Here is a 23,732-nt window from a genome sequence, read left to right on the forward strand (position 1 = left end):
ATGACTCAAATTTCTTCCTCCGCCGCTTGCAATGTTGTTTGCTTTGGCGAAATACTCTGGGATATTTTGCCAGATAAAGCTGTACCCGGTGGCGCTCCAATGAATGTTGCTTATCATTTACACAGGTTGGGCGAAAGACCAGCCTTGCTTACCCGCATAGGTATTGATGAACGGGGTAAGGAACTGCTTTCTATTATGGAAAGTATGCACATTGATACAAAGTTTATACAGCTCGATTACGAATTACCAACAGGCATTGTTCATGCAACACCAAACGAACATGGCGAAATGAGTTATGAAATTGTAGCACCTGCTGCCTGGGATAATATTCAGTACGATCATGATGTTGAAACGGTGGTTAAAAATGCAGAATACTTTGTATTTGGAAGTTTGGCTACACGCAACAAACAAACGAAAGAAACCTTATTCAAACTGTTAGAAATAGCCCGCAGCAAAGTGCTTGACATTAATCTGCGTCAACCATTCTTCACACGTGAAATTGTAGAGGAGTTGCTCAGCAAATGTGATGTAGTAAAAATGAACCTCTCGGAGCTTGAACTTATCACCGGTTGGTTTGCGGAATATAAAAGTATTGAGGAACGCATACAGCTGATACAGGACAGGTTCAACATCCGTTCAATCATTGTTACAATGGGTGCCGATGGCGCTGTTGTAAATTTTCGGGGCAGTTACCACCGGCATAACGGTTATAAAGTACAGGTGGCCGATACCATTGGAAGTGGTGACAGTTTTCTTGCTGCCTTTTTATCAAGTGTATTACAAAATAAATCTCCTGAAGAAGCACTCACGTTTGCCAGTGGCCTCGGTGCATTAGTGGCATCAAAAACCGGCGGCTGGCCTGCTTACAATATCTCAGATATCTATTCACTCATTAACAACACACAAACCATTCACTAACTATCAATCGACTGCCATGCAAAATTTTTCACTTTTAAAATTAACGATTATGAGAAAGTTGTTTTTTCTATTGCCATTTTTTCTATCTGCCATTTGCACGTTTGCGCAGGTAAAAACAATTACGGGCATTGTAACTGCTAAAGCAGATAAAGTTCCGCTTTCAGGTGTTTCGGTCCAATCTAAAAATGCAACAACTGTTACCGACGCTTCAGGAAAATTTTCAATTACTGCATCTGCAGGTGATGAAATAACTTTTAGTTATGTTGGAATGAAACCCGTAACCATTAAACTAAGTGCAGGCGAAGCAACGCTGGCTGTTGAAATGGAACCAGCAATAAAAGAAGGTGATGTAATTGTTATTACAGGTTATACCTCCCAACGTAAAAAAGATGTAACAGGAGCTGTAGCCGTGGTTGATTTATCAGCCGTTAAAAACAATTCTTCAGGTAATCCCATGCAGGCGCTGCAAGGCCGTGTAGCAGGTTTGTATATTGAAAGAGGAAGTGGCTCACCAAACGGAAGCAATGCAAGAATTTTAATTCGTGGTGCAAACACGCTGGGCAATACCGATCCTTTATACATTATTGATGGTGTGCCTACCACCAGGCCCGAAGTATTTCAGAATATTGATCCTGCCACGATCTCTTCTATGCAGGTGTTGAAAGATGCATCGGCAGCATCTATTTATGGCTCACGTGCATCAAATGGCGTTATCATTATTACAACAAAAAACGGTGGGAACACAGAAGGTAAAGTGAACTTTCAGTTTAATACAAGTGCTGCAGCGCAGTCGGAAAAGGATGTACGTTTCAAAATGTTAAACGCAGCGGATAGGGGCCGAGCATTGTGGCAAGCTTCAGTAAACGATGGTGTACGACCTGAAGATGCTTATGGAGAGATTTACAACTTTGATTGGAATAACAACTTGAGCAACCCGGTGTTAAATTCTGTAACTGTAAAACCCTTTGTTGGTGGCGATCCTAATACACCGGCGGGCAATACCGATTGGCAGGATGTAATGTATAAAACGGGGCTTGTGATCACTAATAGTCTTACAGCATCCGTGGGCAACCGTAATTCTTCTGTTGAATTCAATTTCGGGCATTACAAAAATACGGGCATGCTCCGCTATACAGGTTATGAGCGATTAAACGGAAGCATCAACGCTATTACAAAAGCATATAACCAAAAATTGATTTTTGGTTTGAATTTGAGGGTTGCAAATTCAAATGAAACACTTACTTCAAGAGATATTGGTGGTGCGGCTACAACAGCATTGGCGGTTTTCCAGGCACCTACAATTCCTGTTTATCAAAAAGATGGAATAACGTTTGCCGGTGCATCCGGTGGTGGCTACTCCGATAGGAATAATCCTTTGCACATGCAATACTTGTCGAGGTGGGATAATGCCAACAGGTTAACAGCTTTTGGAAATGTGTTTGTTGAAATACAACCCATCAAAAATCTTGTGTTCAGAACCAGTGTTGGTACCGATTACGCTACCTATTTAAGCAAAGTAATTTTGCCAACGTTTACAGAAGGAGCATTTAACCGTACAACAAACAGTGTTACTTTCGATCAAAACAAATTAGTAAGCACTACACTTTCTAATACACTTCGTTACAATTGGGATATAAACAGGAAGCATAATCTTAAGTTCTTAGCAGGTACGGAGTACATTAAAACAGATTTTAATTTTCAAAACACACGCAAAGAAGGCTTTGCCACACAAACGGAAGAATATTTTACCATTAGTGCAGGCACAGGAAACTCCAGCGTATTTGGTGGCTCATCAGGGAACAGGTTATTCTCTTTGTTTGGCCGTGTAGATTATAATTTTTCCGACAAATATTTAGCGGCGTTTACACTTCGTCGTGATGGTTCTTCACGTTTTGGTGAAGACAATCGCTATGGTCTTTTTCCTGCTGCATCATTCGGTTGGAGAATTGACAGAGAGAGCTTCATGGAAAATAACAGGTTGTTCTCTGAGTTAAAATTACGTTTAGGCGTTGGCCGTGTGGGTAACCAGCAAATCGGCGATATCAGTCGTTTCGGAATATTTGAAGCAAGATATGGAACAGTGTTATCGCAATTGGTTGGTGGCTTTTGGGAACAGTATATGAATATCGGAACAGCTTATTCATTAACCGGATCAAACACAGGTACACTTCCATCGGGCTTTGTGCAAACACAGGCAGCCAATACAGGATTAAAGTGGGAAACTACAGATGAGCTGAATGCAGGATTAGATTTTGCGTTTTTGCAAAACAAAATCTTTGGTTCGTTCGATTATTTCTCAAGAAACACAACAGGTATATTAATTACACCACCCGTAGCTTCAGCATTGGGCGAAGGACAATCGAAGCCGGTAAATGGTGCATCTAAAACAAATAGAGGTTGGGAGTTTGTTATTGGTTACCGTGCACAAAAAACCGGTGATTTCAATTACAACATACAACTCAACTTTGCACATTTCAGAGATAAAATAACAGAACTTCCTGAAGTTGTTCGCCCGGCTTACGCAGGTAATCTTGTGAATACAATCATTGGTCATTCACAGTTCGATATTTTCGGTTATAAAACAAATGGTCTTTTTCAATCGCAGGAAGAAGTGAATAAAGCCCCTACCCAAATTGGAGCTGGTCCCGGAAGAATCAGATATGTTGATATTAATAACGACAATGTGATTAATGATCTCGACAGAACATGGATCGGCACAACACTTCCTGATCTTGAATACGGTGTAAGGTTTGATGCCAATTATAAGAATTTTGATCTCTCTCTTTTTGGTTCAGGTGTTGCAGGAAGATCTGGTTTTGATGTTTATACACTTTTCAATAACCTCATGAGGGGCAGAGAAAATGTTGGGCCTGGTGTTTTTGACGGCTGGACTCCTCAAAACACAAATACAAATGTACCTGCGCTTACTTTAAAAGATAATAATAACGAAACACGTACATCAGATTACTTTATGGTAAGTACGTCTTTCTTTAAAGTGAGAAACATTCAATTAGGTTACAGCATTAAACCCAAATCTGTTTTTTCGGGTTTACGTTTTTACTTGATGGCAGAAAATGTTTTCTGGATCAAAAACAAAAAGTATTTAAGTCCTGATCCTGAACGTATCGACTTCAATCCAATACCCATTCCAAAAACGTTCACATTTGGTATCAATGCATCTTTCTAACTATTAAAGAAAAAATAAAATGAAACATAAATTTTTAATCGGTTTAGCAGCTATACTCTTATTCGGTGCCTGCAAAAAGCAGTTAGATTATACGCCAACTGGTGTGTTATCATCAACCGATCTTACAACAACTGAAGCTGCTGAAGGGTTGGTAACAGCAGCCTACGCTGCCATTGGTAATGGCGACATGATTGGACCTATTTATAGCAACTGGGTTTATGGAAGTGTGCGTTCAGATGATGCTTATAAAGGTGGTGGTGGTACCGGTGATGTTGGTGAAATAGATGCCATGGAACACTACAACCTTGTTACACCATCAATGGGTGCATTTGTATCACGTACATGGCAGAACTTGTTCAAATCAATTTCAAGAGCCAATGTTGCATTGAGAGCAGTGAATGCATTTTCTGATGCCGCTTTTCCGCAGAAGAAAACAAGAATTGCGGAATTGAGATTTTTAAGGGCACACAGTTACTTCACCATGAAACTGTTGTATAAAAACATCCCGATTTTTGACGAAACTGCTACCGAAGCCGACATTCTTAAAACGAAAAATGATTTAAGCAACAACGATTCGTGGAATAAAATTGCGGCCGATTTTCAATATGCAATTGACAATCTTCCTGCAACTCAACCACAACTTGCAAGGGCTAATAAACACGCAGCCCAGGCATACCTTGCAAAGCTGCGTTTGTTCCAGGCTTATGAACAGAATGCAACACACCAGGTAACTTCTATCAATACATCAAGATTGCAGGAGGTGGTAACCTTAACGCAGGCAGTTATTGCATCGGGCAAGTACAGTTTGAGTCCGGATATTGCAGATAACTTTTTACCTGAAACAGAAAACGGACCTGAGTCTGTATTTGCTATCCAGTTTACAATTAACGATGGTACCACATCGGGCAGGCTTAATTATGAAGATGGATTAAACTATCCGCATGGTGCGCCGCAATATGGTTGCTGTGGTTTTCATGCAGGAAGTCAGAATCTTGTAAATGCACATACAACCGATGCTAACGGGTTACCCAATTTTTCAACCTTCAATAACGGTGTTGCCGATTTAAGTACCGCAACAGTTGATACCCGTTTAGATCATACAGTTGGAATTGACGGGCATGTGTACAAATATGATAACAGCAAACTGTTCAGCAATAGTTGGGTGCGTGACCCCGGGGTGTATGGAAATTTTCATACGATGCGTAATCAACAATTGGCGAGTAGTTCTTCCTATTTTAAAAACGGCCCGTTTATGGGTGTTGCAAAAAACTACGATATCATCCGCTATGATGATGTGTTGCTGATGCAGGCAGAAGCATATATTGAATTAGGACAACAGGATAAAGCCTTGCCGATCATCAACGAGATACGTAACCGTGCAGCAGCAAGTACAGGAAGATTAAAAAAAGCAAACGGAACTTTTGCGTCAATCTACAATGTAAAACCATATCCTGCAGTTGGCTGGACACAAGCTTTTGCACGCCAGGCTTTGCAATGGGAAAGACGTTTGGAATTTGCAACTGAAGGTCATCGCTTTTTTGATTTGGTAAGATGGGGAATTGCGGCTCAGGTGTTGAATCAATACATTGCAGTGGAAAAAACAAGACGACCATTTTTGGCAACAGCATTGTTTACAGCCGGTCGAGATGAATATTTACCTATTCCGCAATCGGAGATTACATTTACCAATGGTTTGTATAAGCAAAATCCGGGGTATAATTAATTAATCATTACAATTCCCGGTTGGTGCAGCCTGATAGCTATACAGCACTAACCGGGAATAAATAAATACCGGCGTCATCATGCAGAGATTATTATTGTTTGTAGTGTTTATTGTTGCGTTGAATAAAGTTTGTGCGCAACAAAAAATTCCGCCTTTTCGTATGGCCACGTCAGATGGCAAACTTTTTAACGCAAGTAACCTGCCGATAGGGAAACCTGTTATTGTAATTTATTTCTCACCGGAATGTGATCATTGCCAGGTTTTGATGAAAGAATGGTTTAAACGAACAGGAGATTTCAGGAAAGCTTCCGTTGCGATGATCACTTTTTTACCGCTTGCAAATGTTGCTTTATTTGAAAAGGAATTTAAAATAAAACAGCACGCCAATATTATTACAGGTACCGAAGGCACAAGTTTTTTTGTGAGGAATTATTATAAAGTTTTGGATATGCCTTTTGTTGCTTTGCACGATAAGAATGGTAATTTGATAACCACCTATTCAAAAGACATCCCGCTAAATACGTTGGCAGCTAAGTTGCGGCAACTTAACTAATAAACAACAGGACGGTTCAATTAATCACACTCCAGGAATAAAAAAAGAACATGAAAAAAAATATTTTACTGACATGCTTCTGTATAAGTATTCTATACGCAAAAAGTCAATCGATTGAATCAGAGCTATATCGTCCGCAATTTCATTTTTCACCAAAAGAAAAATGGATGAACGATCCCAATGGTATGGTTTACCACAAAGGTGTTTATCATTTGTTTTATCAATACTATCCCGACAGCACTGTATGGGGCCCTATGCATTGGGGCCATGCAACCAGCAAAGACATGTTGCATTGGCAGCACCAACCTGTTGCTTTATATCCCGACAGTTTAGGTTATATTTTTTCGGGAAGTGCAGTTGTTGACGTGAATAACACAGCAGGTTTTGGTAAGGGTGCCATGGTTGCCATCTTTACTCATCACAACCCGAAAGGTGAACGTGCAAAGCGAATCGATTTTCAAAACCAAAGTATAGCTTATTCGTTAGATGATGGTAAAACATGGACGAAATATGCAGGTAATCCTGTTTTAAAAAATCCGGGCATTGTTGATTTTCGTGACCCTAAAGTGATGTGGTTTGAAAAGGAAAACAAGTGGGTGATGACTTTGGCAACAAAAGACAGAATTACTTTTTATTCTTCACCCGATCTTAAAAACTGGAGTAAAGAAAGTGAGTTTGGAGAAACACTTGGTGCACATGGCGGAGTATGGGAATGTCCTGATCTGTTTCCTTTGAATTTAAATGGAAAAAAAGTTTGGGTATTGTTGGTAAGTATTAATCCAGGGGGACCAAATGGTGGGTCGGCCACACAATATTTTATTGGTGATTTCGACGGAAAAACATTTACGCCTTTTGAAACAGAAACAAAATGGATGGACTATGGCACCGATAACTATGCCGGTGTTACATTTTCAAATACAGCGGATAGAAGAATATTGATGGGTTGGATGAGCAACTGGCAATATGCACAGGTGGTGCCAACCAAAAACTGGCGTAGTGCCATGACCATTCCACGGGAACTTTATTTGAAAGAAGTGAATAAGAAAATTTTTCTTGCATCAAAACCGGTGAAAGAGTTTGATAAGATGCTTGTGAAATCAACAACGGTTTCAAACATCAGCATAAAAAACAGCTATAACCTCAGTTCAAAATTAAATACCACCGGCAGCCGCTTTCAACTCTCTTTAACTGATATTACGGCAAATGATTTTTCCATTGTATTGTCAAATAAGAAAGGTGATGAATTGGTGATTGGATATAACAAAGCCGCTAATCAATACTATATTGACCGTACTAAATCAGGCGTCATTGATTTTGAAACAGGTTTTGCAAAGAAGCATACAGCCCCGAGGTTATCTTCTTCCAAAACGATCAGTCTCACTCTTGTTGCTGATGTGGCTTCAGTGGAACTGTTTGCTGATGATGGGCTGACGGTTATGACGGATATCTTTTTCCCCAAGCAGGTTTACACAACTATTACTATTCGCAGTTCAAAAGGAGTTACTGTGAAAAAATTGACTTATACGGGAGTTAGAACTATCTATGGGAAATAACTACTGCATTAAATAAAAGAAAAGGCAATTCAATTTGAATTGCCTTTTCTTTTATTCGTGCCCAAGACTAGTCCGAGTTCGAACTTTCTTATTGAGGACATACAAAAAATATTCGAGTTTGTTTGTAAAACAAGCTCTTCTAAGTCGTTGATTTCGTGCTAATACCGAATATTAAACCGAACTGTTAAAACCATAACTCACTTATCAAAAAGAACCTGGCATTAACCGGGTTCTCTGTTTTAAACTGAAATATATGCAACTGAAATGGCTCAACATAGATGACTTCCACTTGTCGAACCAGGTTATCTTTATTGGCTTTTTATAATTGTCGAGCAGAAAGCAAAAACAATAATTTCTTTTGCAATCCAACAGACTTATCCTTGTTGTACCAGTTTTGCTTTTCGGCAGGTGATTCATCTGTTTCTGAATAACACTACTGAACAGCAGAATAAAGTACAAATTAAATTCGAACCTTCTATATCCTGAAGTGCAAGCTTCCTTAAAATTTGCCTATTTTCGCCCTTCATGCGTAAAGTGTTCCAAAAGATAATATTACTGATTGCCGTTCTTACGGTAACGGCTCATAATGTCTTTCCGCACTTTCATGTCGACGATATTCTTGCGTATGTGCAGCAGGATCATCACCATAGTGATGATAGTACACATCATCAGCATGATAATACAACCGATAAAAGCGGGCATCAAAACAATCCCTTTTCCTTTGCACAGTTAGATAATGAGTTTATTCCGGTTAACGGTCAGGCTAGTAAAATGGAACAACCTGTTCAATACCTGCCTGCGTTAATTGTTGTTTTGTTGCCGGGTAATGATCTTATTTGCTCTAAACCGAAGTTTGGCCGGTATATCGAATACCCGCCGCCAAACGGTTATTATCACAATCTTCCGTCCAGGGCTCCTCCTGCATCTTTTGTAAGCTAAACTTTCTGTTGGCAGGTTATCTCCTGCCCGTAATTTTTTCTTTTATTTTTTAACCAATCAATTTTTCAGCAAATGAAAAAAGCAATGTTTATTGTGCTGCTTTGCAGTGCATCCCATTCGTTTTACAGTTGCGGCACAAATGCCGACACAAAGAACCATACGCACAGCGATGGTAGCACACATGCAGACCATGATACAGTGAAACCTTCGCAGGAAGCGTTTAACGCTGCAGATACACTTAAAGCAGATTCAACAAAGCCCGATACATCTGCACACACACATGAAAACGGCGAAAAACATTCGCATTAAAGTTTAAAAGAACAACACATGAAAAGATTATTGGCAGCCATTCTTTTGCTGGCTGGTTTTACAGCATGTAACAATACAGCAACCGAAGATCATGCACACGCACCGGATGGCAGCCATCCGGGAGAGGGGGGGGTGCAGGCGCTTTCTTATACCTTGTACACAACCAACTCCGAACTCTTTGTTGAGTTTAAACCGTTGGTTGTGGGGCAAACCTCAAAGTTTGCAGCACACTTAACAAAGCTGGGTGAAAACTTTCTGCCCTACACAGAAGGTACAGTAACGGTAAGCCTTGTGGTGGAAGGTAAAGGAATCAGGCAAACAGCCACTGCTCCTTCTTCTCCCGGTATCTTTCGCTTAGCCTTGCAACCTGCTTCGGCAGGCATGGGTAAACTGCTGGTTGATATAAAAACAAAAGATTTTACCGATCAGTTTATCATTGACAGCGTACCTGTGTATGCTGATGAGAAAACTGCATTGGCAGCCCAGTCTGCAGATGCAGCAGGTTCCGATATTTCTTATCTCAAAGAACAGGCATGGAAAATAGAATTTGCAAATGCTCCCGTTTTAAAAGAAACCATCTATGATGTTGTAAAAGCAACAGGTGAAATTCAATCGGCCCCCGGCGATGAAGTAACCATTGCCGCAAAATCGAATGGTATTGTAAAGTATGCGGGTAATAACAATATTACAGGTGCGGCTATACGTTCCGGTCAAACCATGTTCAGCATTACAGGTGGCGAAATTGCATTTGAAAATGTAAATGCTGCCAAACAAACTGCAAGAGCAGAATTAGCAACAGCAAAAGCTGAATTTGAACGTGCAGGTGAATTAATAAAAGACAAACTAATTACACAAGGCGAATACAGACAGGCACAACTGCGTTACGAACAGGCACAAATTACACTCAACAATTTAGGCCGTAATTACAGCGCTGCAGGTAAAAGCCTTTCTTCACCCATCAATGGCTTTATCAAAAACATACTGGTAAGCGAAGGTCAATATGTTTCTGCAGGTCAGCCCTTGGCGGTTATCACCAAAAATCAACGGCTGCTGTTAAAAGCAGATGTATCGTTGAAAGATGCAGAAAAAATAAGCAGCATACAGGAAGCCAACTTTACCATAATTCAAAACAAGCAAACCTATAACACAAAAGAACTAAATGGTAAAGTGCTGGCAGTAGGTAAAACAACTGCATCGAACGCACCTTTTATTCCGGTGCATTTTCTTATCGATGGCAAGCCTGGTATGTTAGCCGGTTCGTTTGCCGAAGTGTTTTTAAAAACAACGCCTGTTGCTGATGCATTGGTAATACCTGTTTCTGCATTGGTTGAAGAGCAGGGTGTCTTTTATGTATATGTACAAACCAAAGGAGAAAGCTTTCAGAAAAGAGAAGTAAAACTTGGGGCAAACGATGGTCAAAAAGTACAGGTGCTTTCAGGTGTGGCAGAAGCTGAACGGGTTGTGATTAAAGGAGCCTATCAAATCAAATTATCGCAGGCAAGCGGTGCATTACCGGCTCATGGACATGAGCATTAAAATTAAGAACGATGTTAAATAAGATCATACGGTTTTCGTTGAATAACCGGGTGCTGGTAATAGCAGCCTCCATCATATTACTGTTAACGGGTACATACACGGCTACCAAAATGGAAGTGGATGTATTTCCCGATTTAACGGCCCCCACTGTTGTTGTATTAACAGAAGCACATGGCATGGCTCCCGAAGAAGTGGAACGTCTGGTAACTTTTCCTGTTGAAACAGCAGTAAACGGTGCTGGTAATGTACGCAGGGTAAGATCATCTTCATCCGCAGGCATTTCAATTGTATGGGTAGAGTTTGAATGGGGTACAGACATATACAAAGCAAGACAGATTGTAAACGAAAAGATAAGTGTGGTAGCAAGTCAGTTGCCGCTTGGTGTAAGTAATCCGGTAATGGCACCGCAGTCGTCCATTATGGGTGAGATTATGCTGATTAGTGTTACAGGAACTGCTACCGGAAAAATGGATACCCGTACCATTGCCGATTGGCAAATACGTCCTTTACTGTTATCCATTGGTGGTGTATCACAAGTAGTGGTTATTGGTGGCGAATACAAACAGTTTCAGATACTCGCTTCTCCGCAAAAAATGAAGTACTACAATGTATCATTAACAGAACTGTTGAAGGCATCGGAAGAGGCAAATAAAAATGCAGCTGGTGGTTTTATGAGCGAGTACAGTAATGAATACATAGTAAGAGGGATTGGCCGCACAAGCGATTTAAATGAGTTAGGCCGGTCGTTAATTAAAACAGTAAACGGCAGCCCCGTAAAGATTGAGGATGTAGCTGAAATAAAAATTGGTGCTGCAGTAAAAATCGGCGATGGTTCTTTAAAAGGAAATCCTGCGGTGATTATGACGGTGATGAAACAACCGGGCACCAATACATTAGAACTTACAGATAAAATTGATAATGCACTTGCCAACTTAAAACAAACATTACCGGCAGATTTAAATATCAATACAAAAATATTCCGTCAGGCAGATTTCATCAATGCCTCTATCAGTAACATCAATAAAACATTGGTCGAAGGCTCCATCTTTGTTATTCTCATTCTCTTTTTATTTTTAATGAACTGGCGTCCAACGTTTATTTCGTTAGTTGCAATACCGGTTTCGTTAATTACAGCCATCCTCACATTAAAATGGCTGGGCTTTACAATTAATACAATGAGTCTGGGTGGTATGGCTATTGCCATTGGTGCGTTGGTTGATGATGCAATTATTGATGTAGAGAATGTATTTAAACGGTTAAAACAAAATGCAGCAAAACCGCCAGCTGAAAGATCCAATAAACTGGATGTAATTTTTGATGCATCGGTTGAAATAAGAACATCCATAATCAATGCCACGTTCATTATTATTGTTGCATTTGTACCGTTATTCTTTTTATCGGGCATGGAAGGCCGGTTGTTGGCACCCTTGGGTATTGCCTTTATTGTTTCTCTGTTTGCATCGCTCATTGTTTCCATTACCATTACACCTGTTTTATGCAGCTACCTGCTTACAAGTGAACGGATGCTCAATAAACAGCATAAAGAAAGCTGGTTAGTACGTAAACTCAGCAATGCGTATGAAAGCAGTTTGAAACGGGCAATGAACGTTAAGAAATTAATTATCGGTATTGCGGTGGCATTGTTTATTGGCACGTTGTTCTTATCAGGAACATTAGGCAGAAGTTTTTTACCTGAGTTTAACGAAGGTTCATTGGTGGTGAGTGCTACCAGCTTACCCGGTATCTCTTTAGAGGAAAGTAATAAAATAGGTTCTCATGTTGAAAAAGCATTGCTGAGTGTACCCGAAATAAAAATCACTACAAGACGCACGGGCCGTGCAGAATTAGATGAACATGCACAGGGTGTAAATGCCTCAGAGATTGATGCACCGTTTGTATTAAAAGAACGCAGCCGTGAAGAGTTTATGAAAGATGTTCGTGAAAAGCTGGCTGCTGTTTCAGGTGCAAATATTACCATTGGTCAGCCCATTGGTCATCGGATCGATCACATGCTCTCCGGTACAAGAGCCAATATTGCTATTAAGATTTTTGGTACAGACCTCAACAGGCTGTTCACCATTTCCAATCAGATAAAAAGCACAATTGAAGGCACAGCCGGATTGGTTGATTTAAGTGTTGAACAACAGGTGCAAATACCACAGGTGCAAATAAAAGCCAACCGGGATATGCTGAGCAAATACGGTATTACCATTGGTGAATTTGCGCAGTTTACCGACATCGCTTTTGCCGGTGAAAAAGTATCGGAAGTGTACGAAGGCAATCAACGGTTCGATCTGATACTTCGTTTTGATGAAAGTAACCGGGGTAACCTGGAAAAAATCAGCAATACATTAATTGATACAAAAGACGGCCAAAAGATTCCCGTGAATTATGTAGCAGAGGTTGTTTCAACAAGCGGCCCTAATACCATTAACAGAGAAAACGTACAACGTAAAACAGTGGTATCTGCAAACGTTGCAGGGAGAGATCAAAAAAGTGTAGTGGATGAAATTCGTAAAAAAATAGAAGCATCGATCAAGCTGCCGGAAGGTTACCGGATTGAATACGGCGGTCAATTCGAATCGGAAGCAGAAGCTTCGAAAACATTATTGGCAACATCATTACTCGCACTGCTCGTTATTTTCTTTTTGCTGTATATGGAGTTTAAGAATGTAAAAGTCTCCACCATCATTTTACTCAATCTGCCGCTGGCATTAATCGGCGGTGTGTTAAGTGTTTGGCTTACATCGGGTATATTAAGTATCCCCGCTATCATTGGCTTTATTACATTGTTTGGTGTAGCTACAAGAAACGGTATTCTCTTAGTGTCGCACTATAAAACATTAACTGCACAAGGCTTGCCGTTGTACAATACAATTATACAGGGTTCCAGAGACAGGTTAAGCCCCATATTAATGACGGCGTTAACGGCAGGTCTTGCATTGATTCCTTTAGCTATTGGCGGCGATTTGCCCGGTAATGAGATTCAAAGCCCGATGGCAAAAGTAATTTTAGGCGGCCTGCTCAGTTCTACTCTGCTTAATTTATTTATTGTACCCATTGTGTATTTCCTGGCAAACAGAAAAACAGAAGCAAAATGAAAAAACTCACAATCTATATAAGCACTTGTCTTTTAATTGGCAGTGCACAGGCACAAACAAATGTTGATAGTGTTGTAAAACAAATAGAACGAAATAACAAGTCTATTCAGTCAAATAAAAAATACTGGACAGCAAAGCAGGCCGAATTTAAAACCGGGCTTACTTTATACGATCCACAGGTGGAGTATGATTATATGTTTGGCTCCCCTGTAGGTGCAGGTAACCAACAGGATTTTGCTGTTACTCAACGGTTGGATTTTCCATCGGCATACAAACGAAAAAAACAATTGTCGGGCCAGCAGATTGCACAAACAAATTTGCAGCAACAGGCTTACAGGCAGGATGTACTGTTGGAAGCAAAAATGCTTGCACTAAAAATGGTTTATCTCAATAAAAAAGATGCAGAACTGAAAAGAAGATTAGCCAATACAAAAAAATTAGTACAGGATCTCCTGCAAAAATTAGATAACGGCGAAGTAATTATTCTGGATGTGAACAAAGCGAAATTACAATTGCTCAATATTCAGAATGAAGTAAAGCTGAATGAAAATGAACAGCAGATAACACTTACGAAAATTGAAGAACTCAACGGAGGTATTAAAGTTTCAATTACAGATACCGTTTATCCGGCACAGCCGTTCATTCCCGATTTTGAAACATTAGATAGCACCATCGAAGCAAATGATCCGGTAATAAAAGTGTACGAGCAGGAAAAAAATATATGGCAACAGCAAATAGCCGTACAAAAAGCAATGAACCTTCCAAAACTTGAAACAGGCTATCGTTCGCAGGGCATCCTTGGGCAGAGTTACAAAGGATTTCATGTTGGCATTACAGTCCCATTGTGGGAAAACAAAAACAGGCTTAATGCGGCAAAAGCAAATCTTGATTATGCAGTATCCAATGCAGAAACAAGCAGGCTCAGTCATAGGTTGGAGAACAAACAGTATTATGAATTGCTCGATGTAAGGTTAAAAATGCTGCAGGAATACAAAGAGTTGCTGGCAGGCTTAAACAATACGGCTTTACTCAACAAAGCACTTGCCTTGGGCCAGATAACGATCATTCAATATTTTTACGATGAAAGCTTTTATTTTATTGCTTACGATAAGTACCTGCAGGCAGAGTGGGAATATCAGCAGGCTATTGCAAACCTTTATAAGTATCAACTGTAATTATGAACGAACCTGAAAGCTGATGCAAATGAAAATATTGATAATTGGTATCGTGTTGTTTTTCGTTCCTCGGTTTTGCTCTGCACAAAATACAGGCAGCATAGTGGGTATCGTAACGGATAGTTCAGGTAGTCCATTGGAATTAGCCAGTGTAAACCTTCTATCCGCCACTGACAGCAGCAAACTGTTAACAGGCACAATTACTGATCGTGCGGGAAAGTTTTATTTTTCAAATATACCAATTGGCAATTACATAGTGCATGTAAAGCTTGTTGGCTTCACGCTGCTTACCCGGCCTGTTTCTATAAAAGAAAGTGAACCGTCTATCCAACTTGGTACGCTCATATTAGTACCGCAAACCTATTCTTTAAAGGAAATCGAAATAACAGCTATCCGCAACATGATCAAAAGAACCGAAGAAGGTATTGTACTCAACGCTTCGGAAAACATTACCCAAATAGGAGGCACTGCCGCCGATCTTTTGAAAAACATGCCGGGTGTTGTTGTGGATGGTGACGGTGGAATTTCTTTAAGAGGAAAATCACCGCTGATTTTAATTAACGGAAGAGTATCGGGCATTTCAGGAGCAGACAGGTCTTCCAATCTTGAACAGATTCCTGCAAGCAGCATAGAACGAATTGAAATCATAAGCAACCCTTCTGCGAAATATGATGCTGATGCGGAAGGAGGTATCATCAATATCATTTTGAAAAAAAATACCAACAAAGGAACCAATGGAGCTTTTGTGATTGCCGGGGGATTTGGAGAACGTTATCGTTTGAACGGGGGATTATTATTGAATCATAAAAAGAATAAGTGGAATTTCGGAATGGCTTATGATAACTGGTACACCACACGTGCCCGCCGTGTAAATGGTGACCGTATTCAATTTGATCTTCCCAATGAATACTATCTTACTCAGCGCCGTTCCGATGAACGCATTGTTCAGAATCAAAATGCGAGAGTAAATATTGAATTTGCTCCAACAAGTAAATCCAGTTTTTCGTTTGATGCATTTGGATTATTCCAGGGCGAAGACAACCGGGAAACACTGTTTAATACAATCGAAACTGCAACGAAAATTTTTACCGGACGAAACAAGCGGTTCTCCAATGAAATCCGCCGTTTTCATTCCGGTGAATTGTCATTCGCTTACAATCAAAAATTTGCAAACCCCGAGCAGTCATTGGCAATCAAGATCAACTCGGCATTTAATAAAGACAGAGAAAACACTGATATAACAACACAATCATTATCCGAACAATATGCTACTGTTGGTAATGCCTACCTGCAGCAAACACATAGTTACACAAATTCCAATCTTACCAACATTTCGTTTGATTACAGCCAGCCTTTGCATGAAAAAGCATTCCTGGAAGCTGGTTATAAAACAATTCTCCGTTTCCTGGAAAATGATTTTTTGCGACAGAATGAAGTAAATGGAAATTATGTTATTGATGCTGCCAATACAGATGTGTTCAACTTTAACGAACAAATACATGCACTCTATGCTTTATACACTTCATGGGTTGGCGACAAGAAAGCTCCAACATGGAAATACAGTCTTGGTCTTCGTGCAGAAGGGGTAAACAATATTGGTTCCCTGAAGCAGAATGTGCAGGATTTCAACAATACCTATTACAAACTTTTCCCATCTGCCAGCCTGATCTATTATACAGAAAAAAGGAATATGGTACGCCTGTCGTATAGCCGCCGCATCAACCGCCCTTCATTTGGACAACTTATCCCGTTTACTGACATCACAGATTCACTGAATCAACGGGCGGGCAATCCAAAATTAAGGCCCGAACTTTCTCATTCCTTAGACCTTACTTACAATATTGGCTTCAGTAAAGGGAATCTTACAAACTCGTTATTTTTCAGACAAACCGCTGATGTTATTCTGCCCTTCACCACACTGAACAACACAGGCATCGCATTTACTGAACTGCTTAATTTCGGCAGCAGCAGCACTTATGGATTTGAAACCATCTTTAGTTACAATCCGTCAGCTGTGTGGGGCTGCAATTTTAATCTTTCGGCTTACGATCTGCGCATCAATGCAAAAGAAGCCTTGCCGGGTTTGCAAAGAAACCAGTGGGCATGGTTTACAAAATTCATCAACAATTTTACGCCATGGGAAAATGGTAAGATCCAGTTTGCCGTAAACTATACTTCGCCTGTTGCTATTCCGCAGGGTGAACGTATCAACGTTTATTTTGCCGATCTGGGCTTTCAGCAAAAAATATTAAAGGGCCAGGGAAGGTTAGGATTAACGGTTACGGATATTTTTAATACGCAACGAAATGGACAGGTACTCTCCGATATGAATTATACATTCAGCCGTATCACAAAGGTAGATACCCGTGCAATCATGCTTACGTTTGGTTATACTTTTCGATCTGCATTTAAAGAAAATCTGATGGAAAACAAGTTTAAGAATGATTAAAGAAAATAGCAACTTCATATAAATGAAATGGATCACCAGAGAACGTCCAAAGATCGACAGGATAGCTTGCCCCTGGCTCATCAAAAACTTTGTTGACAGCGATGCAGAGTTTATCTATGTTCCTGCTGATAAAGTAATAGCGCAGGCAAAAAAACAAAAGGCCATTCCATTTGATGTGCCTGATGTGGAGTTCTCTCATCACAACGATCAATGCACATTTGATTATATTCTTAAAAAGTATAAACTCGATGACCCCGCCTTACATACAATGGCCCTTATTGTAAGAGGAGCTGACACCGACCGGCACGACCTTGCAAGCCAGGCATCGGGATTGTGGGCAATTTCAGCAGGCCTTGCTTACAATGTAAAAGATGATTACGAACTCCTCGAAAAAGGCATGATGCTTTATGATGCACTCTATAGCTGGGCCAAACATTTGCAAAACGTAAAGCACACACAAAACCCCGTCGACCATCTGTTCATTGATGTGTTCAATAAATTCATCAAACAAAAAGCAGCAAAAAAGAAAACACCGGATTGGGTGAAAGAATTAAAAGAGATCATACAAGACCAGATCGATACCAATTTAAGTTTGACTGATATTTCCCAAAGCCTTGACATTCATCCTTCCTATTTATCAAGAGAATTTTCAAAGCATTTCAATAATCTTTCGTTTGGTGAATACATACGAAAGTTGCGAATTGAAAAAGCTGTTGTACTAATAGAAACTACCAAGTACAGCTTGACCGAAATTGCTTACCTCACGGGCTTTTCAGACCAAAGCCATTTTACACGGATCTTCAAACAGCATTTTGGTAAAAGCCCTTCCTTGTATAAAAAAGAATTACTGAAAAGTAAATTACATACAAAAGGTAAATAAGCTTCAAGTTTACAACAAGGAAGCAACGTAGTTTGCAGCGTATGCAAACAATCAGCAATCAACCCCTTTACACATTACGACAATTAGTTTTTTATTTTCTCAAACTCGGCAGCATTGGTTTTGGCGGTCCCGTTGCATTGGTTGGCTATATGCACCGTGATCTTGTAGAGAACCGGAAATGGATCTCTGAAGAAGAATATAAACAAGGATTGGCATTAGCACAGTTAGCTCCCGGTCCGCTGGCAGCACAGCTGGGTATTTATCTTGGCTTTGTACATTATCGTGTATTGGGTGCAACGCTGGCCGGACTTGCATTTGTATTGCCTTCTTTTATCATGGTTGTTTTGTTAGGCATTGCTTATAAGTTATATGGTGGACTTCCGTGGATGCAGGCGGTTTTTTACGGAGTAGGAGCGGCTGTTATTGGCATTATTGTTATGAGTTCCTACAAGCTAACTACAAAGTCGATCGGAAAATTTAATGCACAATCTTTCAGAAGCAACTGGTTACTGTGGTTATTTTTTATCATGGCAGCCGTTATAACAATCATTACACACAAGGAAGAAGTATTGTTATTTGTTGGAGCAGGTTTACTGTACATGTTTATTAAAGCACCACCGAAATGGATCAATACTAAAACAGCCAACAGTTTTATTTTATTACAAATTGGTTTCTGGAATTATGAAATAAACACATTGGGTAAGATTGCTGTGTTTTTTACAAAGGCAGGAGCATTTGTTTTTGGCAGCGGACTGGCGATTGTTCCTTTTTTACATGCCGGAGTGGTAACAGAAAACAATTGGCTCACCGAACAACAATTTGTAGACGCTGTTGCTGTTGCCATGATCACACCTGGCCCGGTGGTAATAACAGTTGGATTTATTGGTTACCTCGTTGCAGGTTTTCCGGGCGCAGTGGTTGCTGCATTGGCCACCTTTCTTCCCTGTTACTTGCTCACCATTCTGCCGGCACCATATTTCAAAAAAATCGCAGGTAATGAAAGCATCAAAGCTTTTGTTGATGGTATAACTGCTGCTGTGATTGGTGCATTGGCAGGAGCGGTAATTGTAATTGCCACAAGAAGCATTGTTGATTATATAACATTTCTGATAGCTGCCGCAACAGTTTTTGCTTTAATTTACGTCAGGAAAATACAGGAGCCACTTATTATACTGATAGCGGCTTTGCTTGGTATCTTCATTAAACTATTTTTATGAACAGAAAGTCATTCTTAAAAGGTTCAGTACTTACTTCAGGTTCTATTATACTTGCTGGCGCAAACGGTGTATATGCACAGGGTTTAGAAAACAGCCCGATTGATAAGTTGACAGATGCAGCAGGAAACTTTGTGCATCTTTCATTGCCTTACAGTGAATCGTTCTTAGAACCGTATATGGATGCAGAAACCGTTCACCTGCATCATACGTTTCATCATGGAGGTGCTGTAAAAGCTGCCAATGTTGATCTGCAAAAGATCCGCAAAGCAATGGATGAAAACAACTTTGAAACAGTTGACTACTGGACAAAGAAACTATCGTATCATTTTTCTTCGCATGTGCTCCATACTATTTTCTGGACAAATCTTACCAATAAAAAGAATGAACCTTCAGGTGAATTGCTGAAGCGTATTGAAAAAGATTTCGGCAGTTACGATAAACTGAAAGGATATATTGCTGCCACATCAAAAAATGTAGATGGTAACGGTTGGGGTATTTTAGGCTACCAACCTTATTCTGATAAGCTTACTATTCTTCAATGCGAGAACCATGAGAAGTTAACACAATGGGGCGTTATTCCTTTACTGGTGATTGATGTATGGGAACATGCTTATTACCTGAAGTATAAAAACAAACGGGCCGATTTTGTGGATACAATGTTACAGATCATCAACTGGGATAATGTAGCAGAGAGGTTGAATGAAGCGATGAAGTTAGCCAGATAATTGTTTTTGGTTTTTCTTAAAATGACACCGCTAAAGTGGAATTGCAATGGTCAAGTAAAGGCAAAGAAGAACAGCATTTGCAAGTCTAAGACAATTTTAAAGTTGAAACAACGCAATAGGAGGTTTATTAATCAACTGTTAGCTTCATTTACATGCAAACAAAAAAATGACAACCTTTTTCAGAGATTGTCATTTTAGATCGTGCCCAGGACTATCCAGAGTTCGAACATATTTATTGAAGATTTAGTCAATATTTTTAAGTTTCAATTAATATGATTAAAACTGTTTGTATCATGTAAAAATCACTTTCCTTGTATGCAGTTTCTGATATTGCTGCGGAGTTTTCCCGGTAATTAGTTTAAAGTATTTGTAAAAATTGGTGAAATTATTAAAGCCGCTGTTATAACAAACCTGCGCAAGGCTAAGCTTGTTTTCTATTAACAACTTACAGGCATAACCGATTCGCACATCTTGCAGAAATTCGGAATAAGTCTTATGGGTATGCGTCTTGAAATAGCGGCAAAATGAATGTGTGCTCATACATGCCTGGCCAGCGACTTCGTTCAGTGATATTTTCCGGCGGAAATTATTATAAGTAAATGTATAAATTCTATTAAGACGTTCAGATTCCTTTATATCAAATAAGGGAGTAAAACCTGATGATGAAAGAACCTGATTGTGTGTTGTATTCTTAGCAATTGAAAAAAGGGCTTTTAAAAGCAGGATAATTTTTTCTGAACCTTCTGCATCAAGTATGTTTTTTAGAATTTCTGCAACTTCGGCTCCTGTTTTTCCTGTAACATGCAAGCCTCTTTTTGATGTTTCTAGCATTTCTTTTACTAAAAGGTTCTCAGGTAGATTTAAAAAGTCTCTACCCCAAAAGTCTTCCTTGAAATGAACAACGATTGCCTTAACGGTAAGATTAGAAGAGTCCTGAAAATAAACATCATCACATCGCCAATAATGCGGAAGATTTGAACCTACGAGAAGTACATCTCCCTCTTTGAAAGGTTTAATGCTATCTCCAATAAACTGTGTACCAAATCCTTTTTCAATATAGATTAACTCATATTCCTGATGATAATGCCATTTGTCATAAAAATAGGGGTAGATATCTTCCCGTACACTAAACGAATAATCGGCTCTTGTTTGAACTTTCAGTAATTGAGGTTTCATCAGCAATCTTTTTAGAATTCACGAAATAAGTTTCTAGAGACAAATGCATGAGTGTGGAGTAGTTCAAAAAGACAATTGTCGTAGCAAAAGTGTCTGCCGAGAAAATCGAAGTAAGGATTTTTTTTTTAAATCACTCACTTCTTTTTTTTGAAAATGGATTTTTTGAAAATAAATTTAAACAACAAATGATGTAGAATTCTTATTTTTTTTGCTAAATAATTATTGTTGAATAAAGGCAGGAGTAACTCTAAACTTCACAATCCTGAATCACTTTTGCTCAAAAAAAAGTTGTAAAAAAAATCAGCGAACTCTTTTATCTTTACTTTTAACGATAGTTCGATTTCCTAATTTATTTCATTTGCTTGCTGATGAGTTATAGTTTGCTTACGGATGAAATGGCTGTTAAGTTGCTGAAAGCTTCTGATGAAAAAGCATTTGAAGTAATTTATCAACGCTACTGGAAAATCATTTATTTATCAGCTTTGAAAAAGCTTCGATCTCCACATATGGCCGAGGAACTTACCCAGAGTCTATTCGTTAATATTTGGGAAAAAAGGGAGAGCAGTAATATTGAAAACTTATCGGCTTATCTTCAAACCGCAATTAAGTATAAAGTTATAAATTTCATCGAGTCTAGATATGCAAATCAATGGTCTATAGATGAAGATAATTCTGAACTAGTAATTGATAATTCAACAGAAGATACAGTCTTATTACAGGAGTTAAATCAGGCAATTGATAATGCTATTCTACTACTTCCTCCCAAAACCCGTGAGGTATTTAAACTGAGCCGTTTTGAGCGCTTTTCTGTTCGTCAAATCGCAGCAGAACTTAATATATCAGAAAAGGCAGTAGAGTATCATATCACTCAATCTTTAAAATTTTTACGGCTTGAGCTCAAAGACTATATGGTCTTTAGCTATGTTGTTGTTTCTCTACAACTTAACTAATATTTAAGGCGATTTCTTCTTCAAAAAATAAGCTTGCTTTTATTTTTTTTTGAATGCTTTTAGGGATTTGGCTTCGTTAAATGACTATAATAAGTAACGAAGTTTGTCATGAATAAGAAAAAGTTTCAAAGTATACTTAAACGATATGTGCAAGGTTCTGCTTCTGATGCAGAGAGGGCACTTATCGATCAATGGTATGAACTTCTCGATGAAGAAACACCAGAAGTAAACCTCCACGCAGACATCCAACTTGTTGAAAAGCGCCTTTGGGAAAAAATTAAGACACAAACATTTACCAAAGAACACTCCTCGGCGCCGGTATTTTCTATAAATACAAACCATAAGGTTGAACTACTTCATTTGTGGAGCAAACGTTTGGCATTTGCTGCAGTATCAATTGGGGTTCTTTTTTTAATTGTTTCTCAGTTTCAATCGGTTCAGAGCGAGAGAACTACGGCGTTAAAGCCTGTTATTTCCGGTCTTGAGAAAAAAGAAAACCGAACAGGTAAACCCATGATTTTTCAACTGGAAGATGGAAGTAAAATTACTTTGCAGCCCAATGCAAAGCTTTCTTATCCGTTACATTTTGCTCATGACAAACGTGAAGTATACTTAGAAGGGGAAGCTTTTTTTGATGTTCATAAAAATCCAAATCAGCCTTTTTTTGTCTATAGTAGAAATATAGTTACACATGTTTTAGGAACCAGCTTTAACGTTAAACCCATCCCAGGAAAAAATGAAATTGAAGTTTCGGTTCGTACAGGCCGTGTAGAAGTGTTTGAGAACAATTCATTAATTGCTGAAAATAAAACAAAGAAAAGTAATGGTGTTGTTCTTACACCCAACCAGAAAGTAGTATATAATTCAACAAGCAGGCAGTTTGAGCCTTCAATCGTTGATGTTCCGATTCCTTTAACACAAAATATCAGTAAATCCGGAAGTTCTGTTTCGTTTTCGTTCGAAGAAACACCGCTTGCTGAAGTACTTCAATCGCTTGAGAAAGTGTATGGAATTGAGATTATCGTTGATAAGGAATCGCTTTACGGTTGTCCTTTTACCGGTGATATTACCGACCAGGATTTGTATTCAAAACTTGATATCATTAATAAGGTCTTAAATACAACCTACGAGATTAAGGGTGTAAAAATCCTCATAAAAGGAGACGGTTGCGAGTAACTATTTTTTAAACCAAAACCAAATTGCCATATGTATCAAATTCAGAAAGAAACATAGCATTTAACTATTTATGACCTTGCATAAAAAAGCCGGAAATAGTGGAGTATTCCCGGCATAAAATCCTTTTGCAAGGAGTAGCTTTTGTCTGTCAGAAATGTAATTATC

The 23,732-nt window shown here is 39.2% G+C and carries 17 protein-coding genes; 16 read left to right on the forward strand and 1 reads right to left on the reverse strand.

Going from position 1 to position 23,732, the window contains the following annotated elements:
• The 14 genes from VK159_RS15040 (at nt 1) to VK159_RS15105 (ending at nt 20,265) form a co-directional block, all read left to right on the forward strand.
• Nucleotides 1-918 carry a carbohydrate kinase gene (locus VK159_RS15040; protein WP_324230981.1) on the forward strand — a complete coding sequence of 306 codons (918 nt, stop codon included), beginning with the start codon at nt 1-3 and terminating at the stop codon, nt 916-918.
• 49 nt (nt 919-967) lie between these two features.
• Complete coding sequence (locus VK159_RS15045; RefSeq protein WP_324230982.1) at nt 968-4,105, forward strand: TonB-dependent receptor; 3,138 nt, start codon at nt 968-970, stop codon at nt 4,103-4,105.
• 19 nt (nt 4,106-4,124) lie between these two features.
• Nucleotides 4,125-5,828, forward strand: a complete 1,704-nt coding sequence (locus tag VK159_RS15050) for a RagB/SusD family nutrient uptake outer membrane protein (RefSeq protein ID WP_324230983.1) — start codon at nt 4,125-4,127, stop codon at nt 5,826-5,828.
• A gap of 79 nt (nt 5,829-5,907) precedes the next feature.
• Nucleotides 5,908-6,381 (forward strand): hypothetical protein, encoded by a 474-nt coding sequence (locus VK159_RS15055; protein ID WP_324230984.1) that lies wholly within the window; start codon nt 5,908-5,910, stop codon nt 6,379-6,381.
• Between the two features lie 50 nt (nt 6,382-6,431).
• On the forward strand, nt 6,432-7,934 hold the full coding sequence (locus VK159_RS15060; RefSeq protein WP_324230985.1) for a glycoside hydrolase family 32 protein: 1,503 nt from the start codon (nt 6,432-6,434) through the stop codon (nt 7,932-7,934).
• A gap of 525 nt (nt 7,935-8,459) precedes the next feature.
• Entirely contained in the window at nt 8,460-8,873 is a 414-nt protein-coding gene (locus VK159_RS15065) for a hypothetical protein (RefSeq protein WP_324230986.1), read from the forward strand.
• A 72-nt stretch (nt 8,874-8,945) separates the two neighbouring features.
• The gene (locus VK159_RS15070) at nt 8,946-9,182 is read left to right on the forward strand and encodes a hypothetical protein (protein ID WP_324230987.1); all 237 of its coding nucleotides are present in this window, start codon (nt 8,946-8,948) and stop codon (nt 9,180-9,182) included.
• A gap of 18 nt (nt 9,183-9,200) precedes the next feature.
• The gene (locus VK159_RS15075) at nt 9,201-10,718 is read left to right on the forward strand and encodes an efflux RND transporter periplasmic adaptor subunit (RefSeq protein WP_324230988.1); all 1,518 of its coding nucleotides are present in this window, start codon (nt 9,201-9,203) and stop codon (nt 10,716-10,718) included.
• An 11-nt stretch (nt 10,719-10,729) separates the two neighbouring features.
• Complete coding sequence (locus VK159_RS15080; protein WP_324230989.1) at nt 10,730-13,819, forward strand: efflux RND transporter permease subunit; 3,090 nt, start codon at nt 10,730-10,732, stop codon at nt 13,817-13,819.
• Entirely contained in the window at nt 13,816-14,994 is a 1,179-nt protein-coding gene (locus VK159_RS15085; protein WP_324230990.1) for a TolC family protein, read from the forward strand. The genes VK159_RS15080 and VK159_RS15085 overlap by 4 nt, the downstream gene beginning before the upstream one ends.
• 28 nt (nt 14,995-15,022) lie before the next feature.
• On the forward strand, nt 15,023-17,443 hold the full coding sequence (locus tag VK159_RS15090) for a TonB-dependent receptor domain-containing protein (protein ID WP_324230991.1): 2,421 nt from the start codon (nt 15,023-15,025) through the stop codon (nt 17,441-17,443).
• 22 nt (nt 17,444-17,465) lie between these two features.
• A complete protein-coding gene (locus VK159_RS15095) occupies nt 17,466-18,323 on the forward strand; it encodes a chromate resistance protein ChrB domain-containing protein (protein WP_324230992.1) in 858 nt (285 codons plus the stop codon).
• Between the two features lie 41 nt (nt 18,324-18,364).
• Nucleotides 18,365-19,540, forward strand: coding sequence for a chromate transporter (locus VK159_RS15100; RefSeq protein WP_324230993.1), 1,176 nt, complete (start codon nt 18,365-18,367; stop codon nt 19,538-19,540).
• Entirely contained in the window at nt 19,537-20,265 is a 729-nt protein-coding gene (locus VK159_RS15105; RefSeq protein WP_324230994.1) for a superoxide dismutase, read from the forward strand. The genes VK159_RS15100 and VK159_RS15105 overlap by 4 nt, the downstream gene beginning before the upstream one ends.
• Nucleotides 20,266-20,556: 291 nt before the next feature.
• Here VK159_RS15105 and VK159_RS15110 read toward each other — a convergent pair whose 3' ends face one another.
• Entirely contained in the window at nt 20,557-21,441 is an 885-nt protein-coding gene (locus VK159_RS15110; RefSeq protein ID WP_324230995.1) for an AraC family transcriptional regulator, read from the reverse strand.
• A gap of 368 nt (nt 21,442-21,809) precedes the next feature.
• On the opposite strand from VK159_RS15110, the gene VK159_RS15115 reads away from it, so the two are divergent.
• The gene (locus VK159_RS15115) at nt 21,810-22,391 is read left to right on the forward strand and encodes an RNA polymerase sigma factor (protein WP_324230996.1); all 582 of its coding nucleotides are present in this window, start codon (nt 21,810-21,812) and stop codon (nt 22,389-22,391) included.
• 108 nt (nt 22,392-22,499) lie between these two features.
• The gene (locus tag VK159_RS15120; protein ID WP_324230997.1) at nt 22,500-23,567 is read left to right on the forward strand and encodes a FecR family protein; all 1,068 of its coding nucleotides are present in this window, start codon (nt 22,500-22,502) and stop codon (nt 23,565-23,567) included.
• The last annotated feature ends 165 nt before the right edge of the window (nt 23,568-23,732 follow it).

It is taken from the genome of Lacibacter sp., assembly GCF_035299325.1.
In the GTDB taxonomy this organism is placed as follows: domain Bacteria; phylum Bacteroidota; class Bacteroidia; order Chitinophagales; family Chitinophagaceae; genus Lacibacter.

Bases quoted from the DNA above. Each gene is read 5' to 3' on its own strand.
- VK159_RS15080 (WP_324230989.1), top strand. From the start codon at position 10,730: ATGTTAAATAAGATCATACGGTTTTCGTTGAATAACCGGGTGCTGGTA.
- VK159_RS15075 (WP_324230988.1), top strand. From the start codon at position 9,201: ATGAAAAGATTATTGGCAGCCATTCTTTTGCTGGCTGGTTTTACAGCA.
- VK159_RS15090 (WP_324230991.1), top strand. From the start codon at position 15,023: ATGAAAATATTGATAATTGGTATCGTGTTGTTTTTCGTTCCTCGGTTT.
- VK159_RS15070 (WP_324230987.1), top strand. From the start codon at position 8,946: ATGAAAAAAGCAATGTTTATTGTGCTGCTTTGCAGTGCATCCCATTCG.
- VK159_RS15050 (WP_324230983.1), top strand. From the start codon at position 4,125: ATGAAACATAAATTTTTAATCGGTTTAGCAGCTATACTCTTATTCGGT.
- VK159_RS15045 (WP_324230982.1), top strand. From the start codon at position 968: ATGAGAAAGTTGTTTTTTCTATTGCCATTTTTTCTATCTGCCATTTGC.
- VK159_RS15085 (WP_324230990.1), top strand. From the start codon at position 13,816: ATGAAAAAACTCACAATCTATATAAGCACTTGTCTTTTAATTGGCAGT.
- VK159_RS15120 (WP_324230997.1), top strand. From the start codon at position 22,500: ATGAATAAGAAAAAGTTTCAAAGTATACTTAAACGATATGTGCAAGGT.
- VK159_RS15115 (WP_324230996.1), top strand. From the start codon at position 21,810: ATGAGTTATAGTTTGCTTACGGATGAAATGGCTGTTAAGTTGCTGAAA.
- VK159_RS15060 (WP_324230985.1), top strand. From the start codon at position 6,432: ATGAAAAAAAATATTTTACTGACATGCTTCTGTATAAGTATTCTATAC.
- VK159_RS15055 (WP_324230984.1), top strand. From the start codon at position 5,908: ATGCAGAGATTATTATTGTTTGTAGTGTTTATTGTTGCGTTGAATAAA.
- VK159_RS15105 (WP_324230994.1), top strand. From the start codon at position 19,537: ATGAACAGAAAGTCATTCTTAAAAGGTTCAGTACTTACTTCAGGTTCT.
- VK159_RS15095 (WP_324230992.1), top strand. From the start codon at position 17,466: ATGAAATGGATCACCAGAGAACGTCCAAAGATCGACAGGATAGCTTGC.
- VK159_RS15100 (WP_324230993.1), top strand. From the start codon at position 18,365: ATGCAAACAATCAGCAATCAACCCCTTTACACATTACGACAATTAGTT.
- VK159_RS15110 (WP_324230995.1), bottom strand. From the start codon at position 21,441: ATGAAACCTCAATTACTGAAAGTTCAAACAAGAGCCGATTATTCGTTT.
- VK159_RS15065 (WP_324230986.1), top strand. From the start codon at position 8,460: ATGCGTAAAGTGTTCCAAAAGATAATATTACTGATTGCCGTTCTTACG.
- VK159_RS15040 (WP_324230981.1), top strand. From the start codon at position 1: ATGACTCAAATTTCTTCCTCCGCCGCTTGCAATGTTGTTTGCTTTGGC.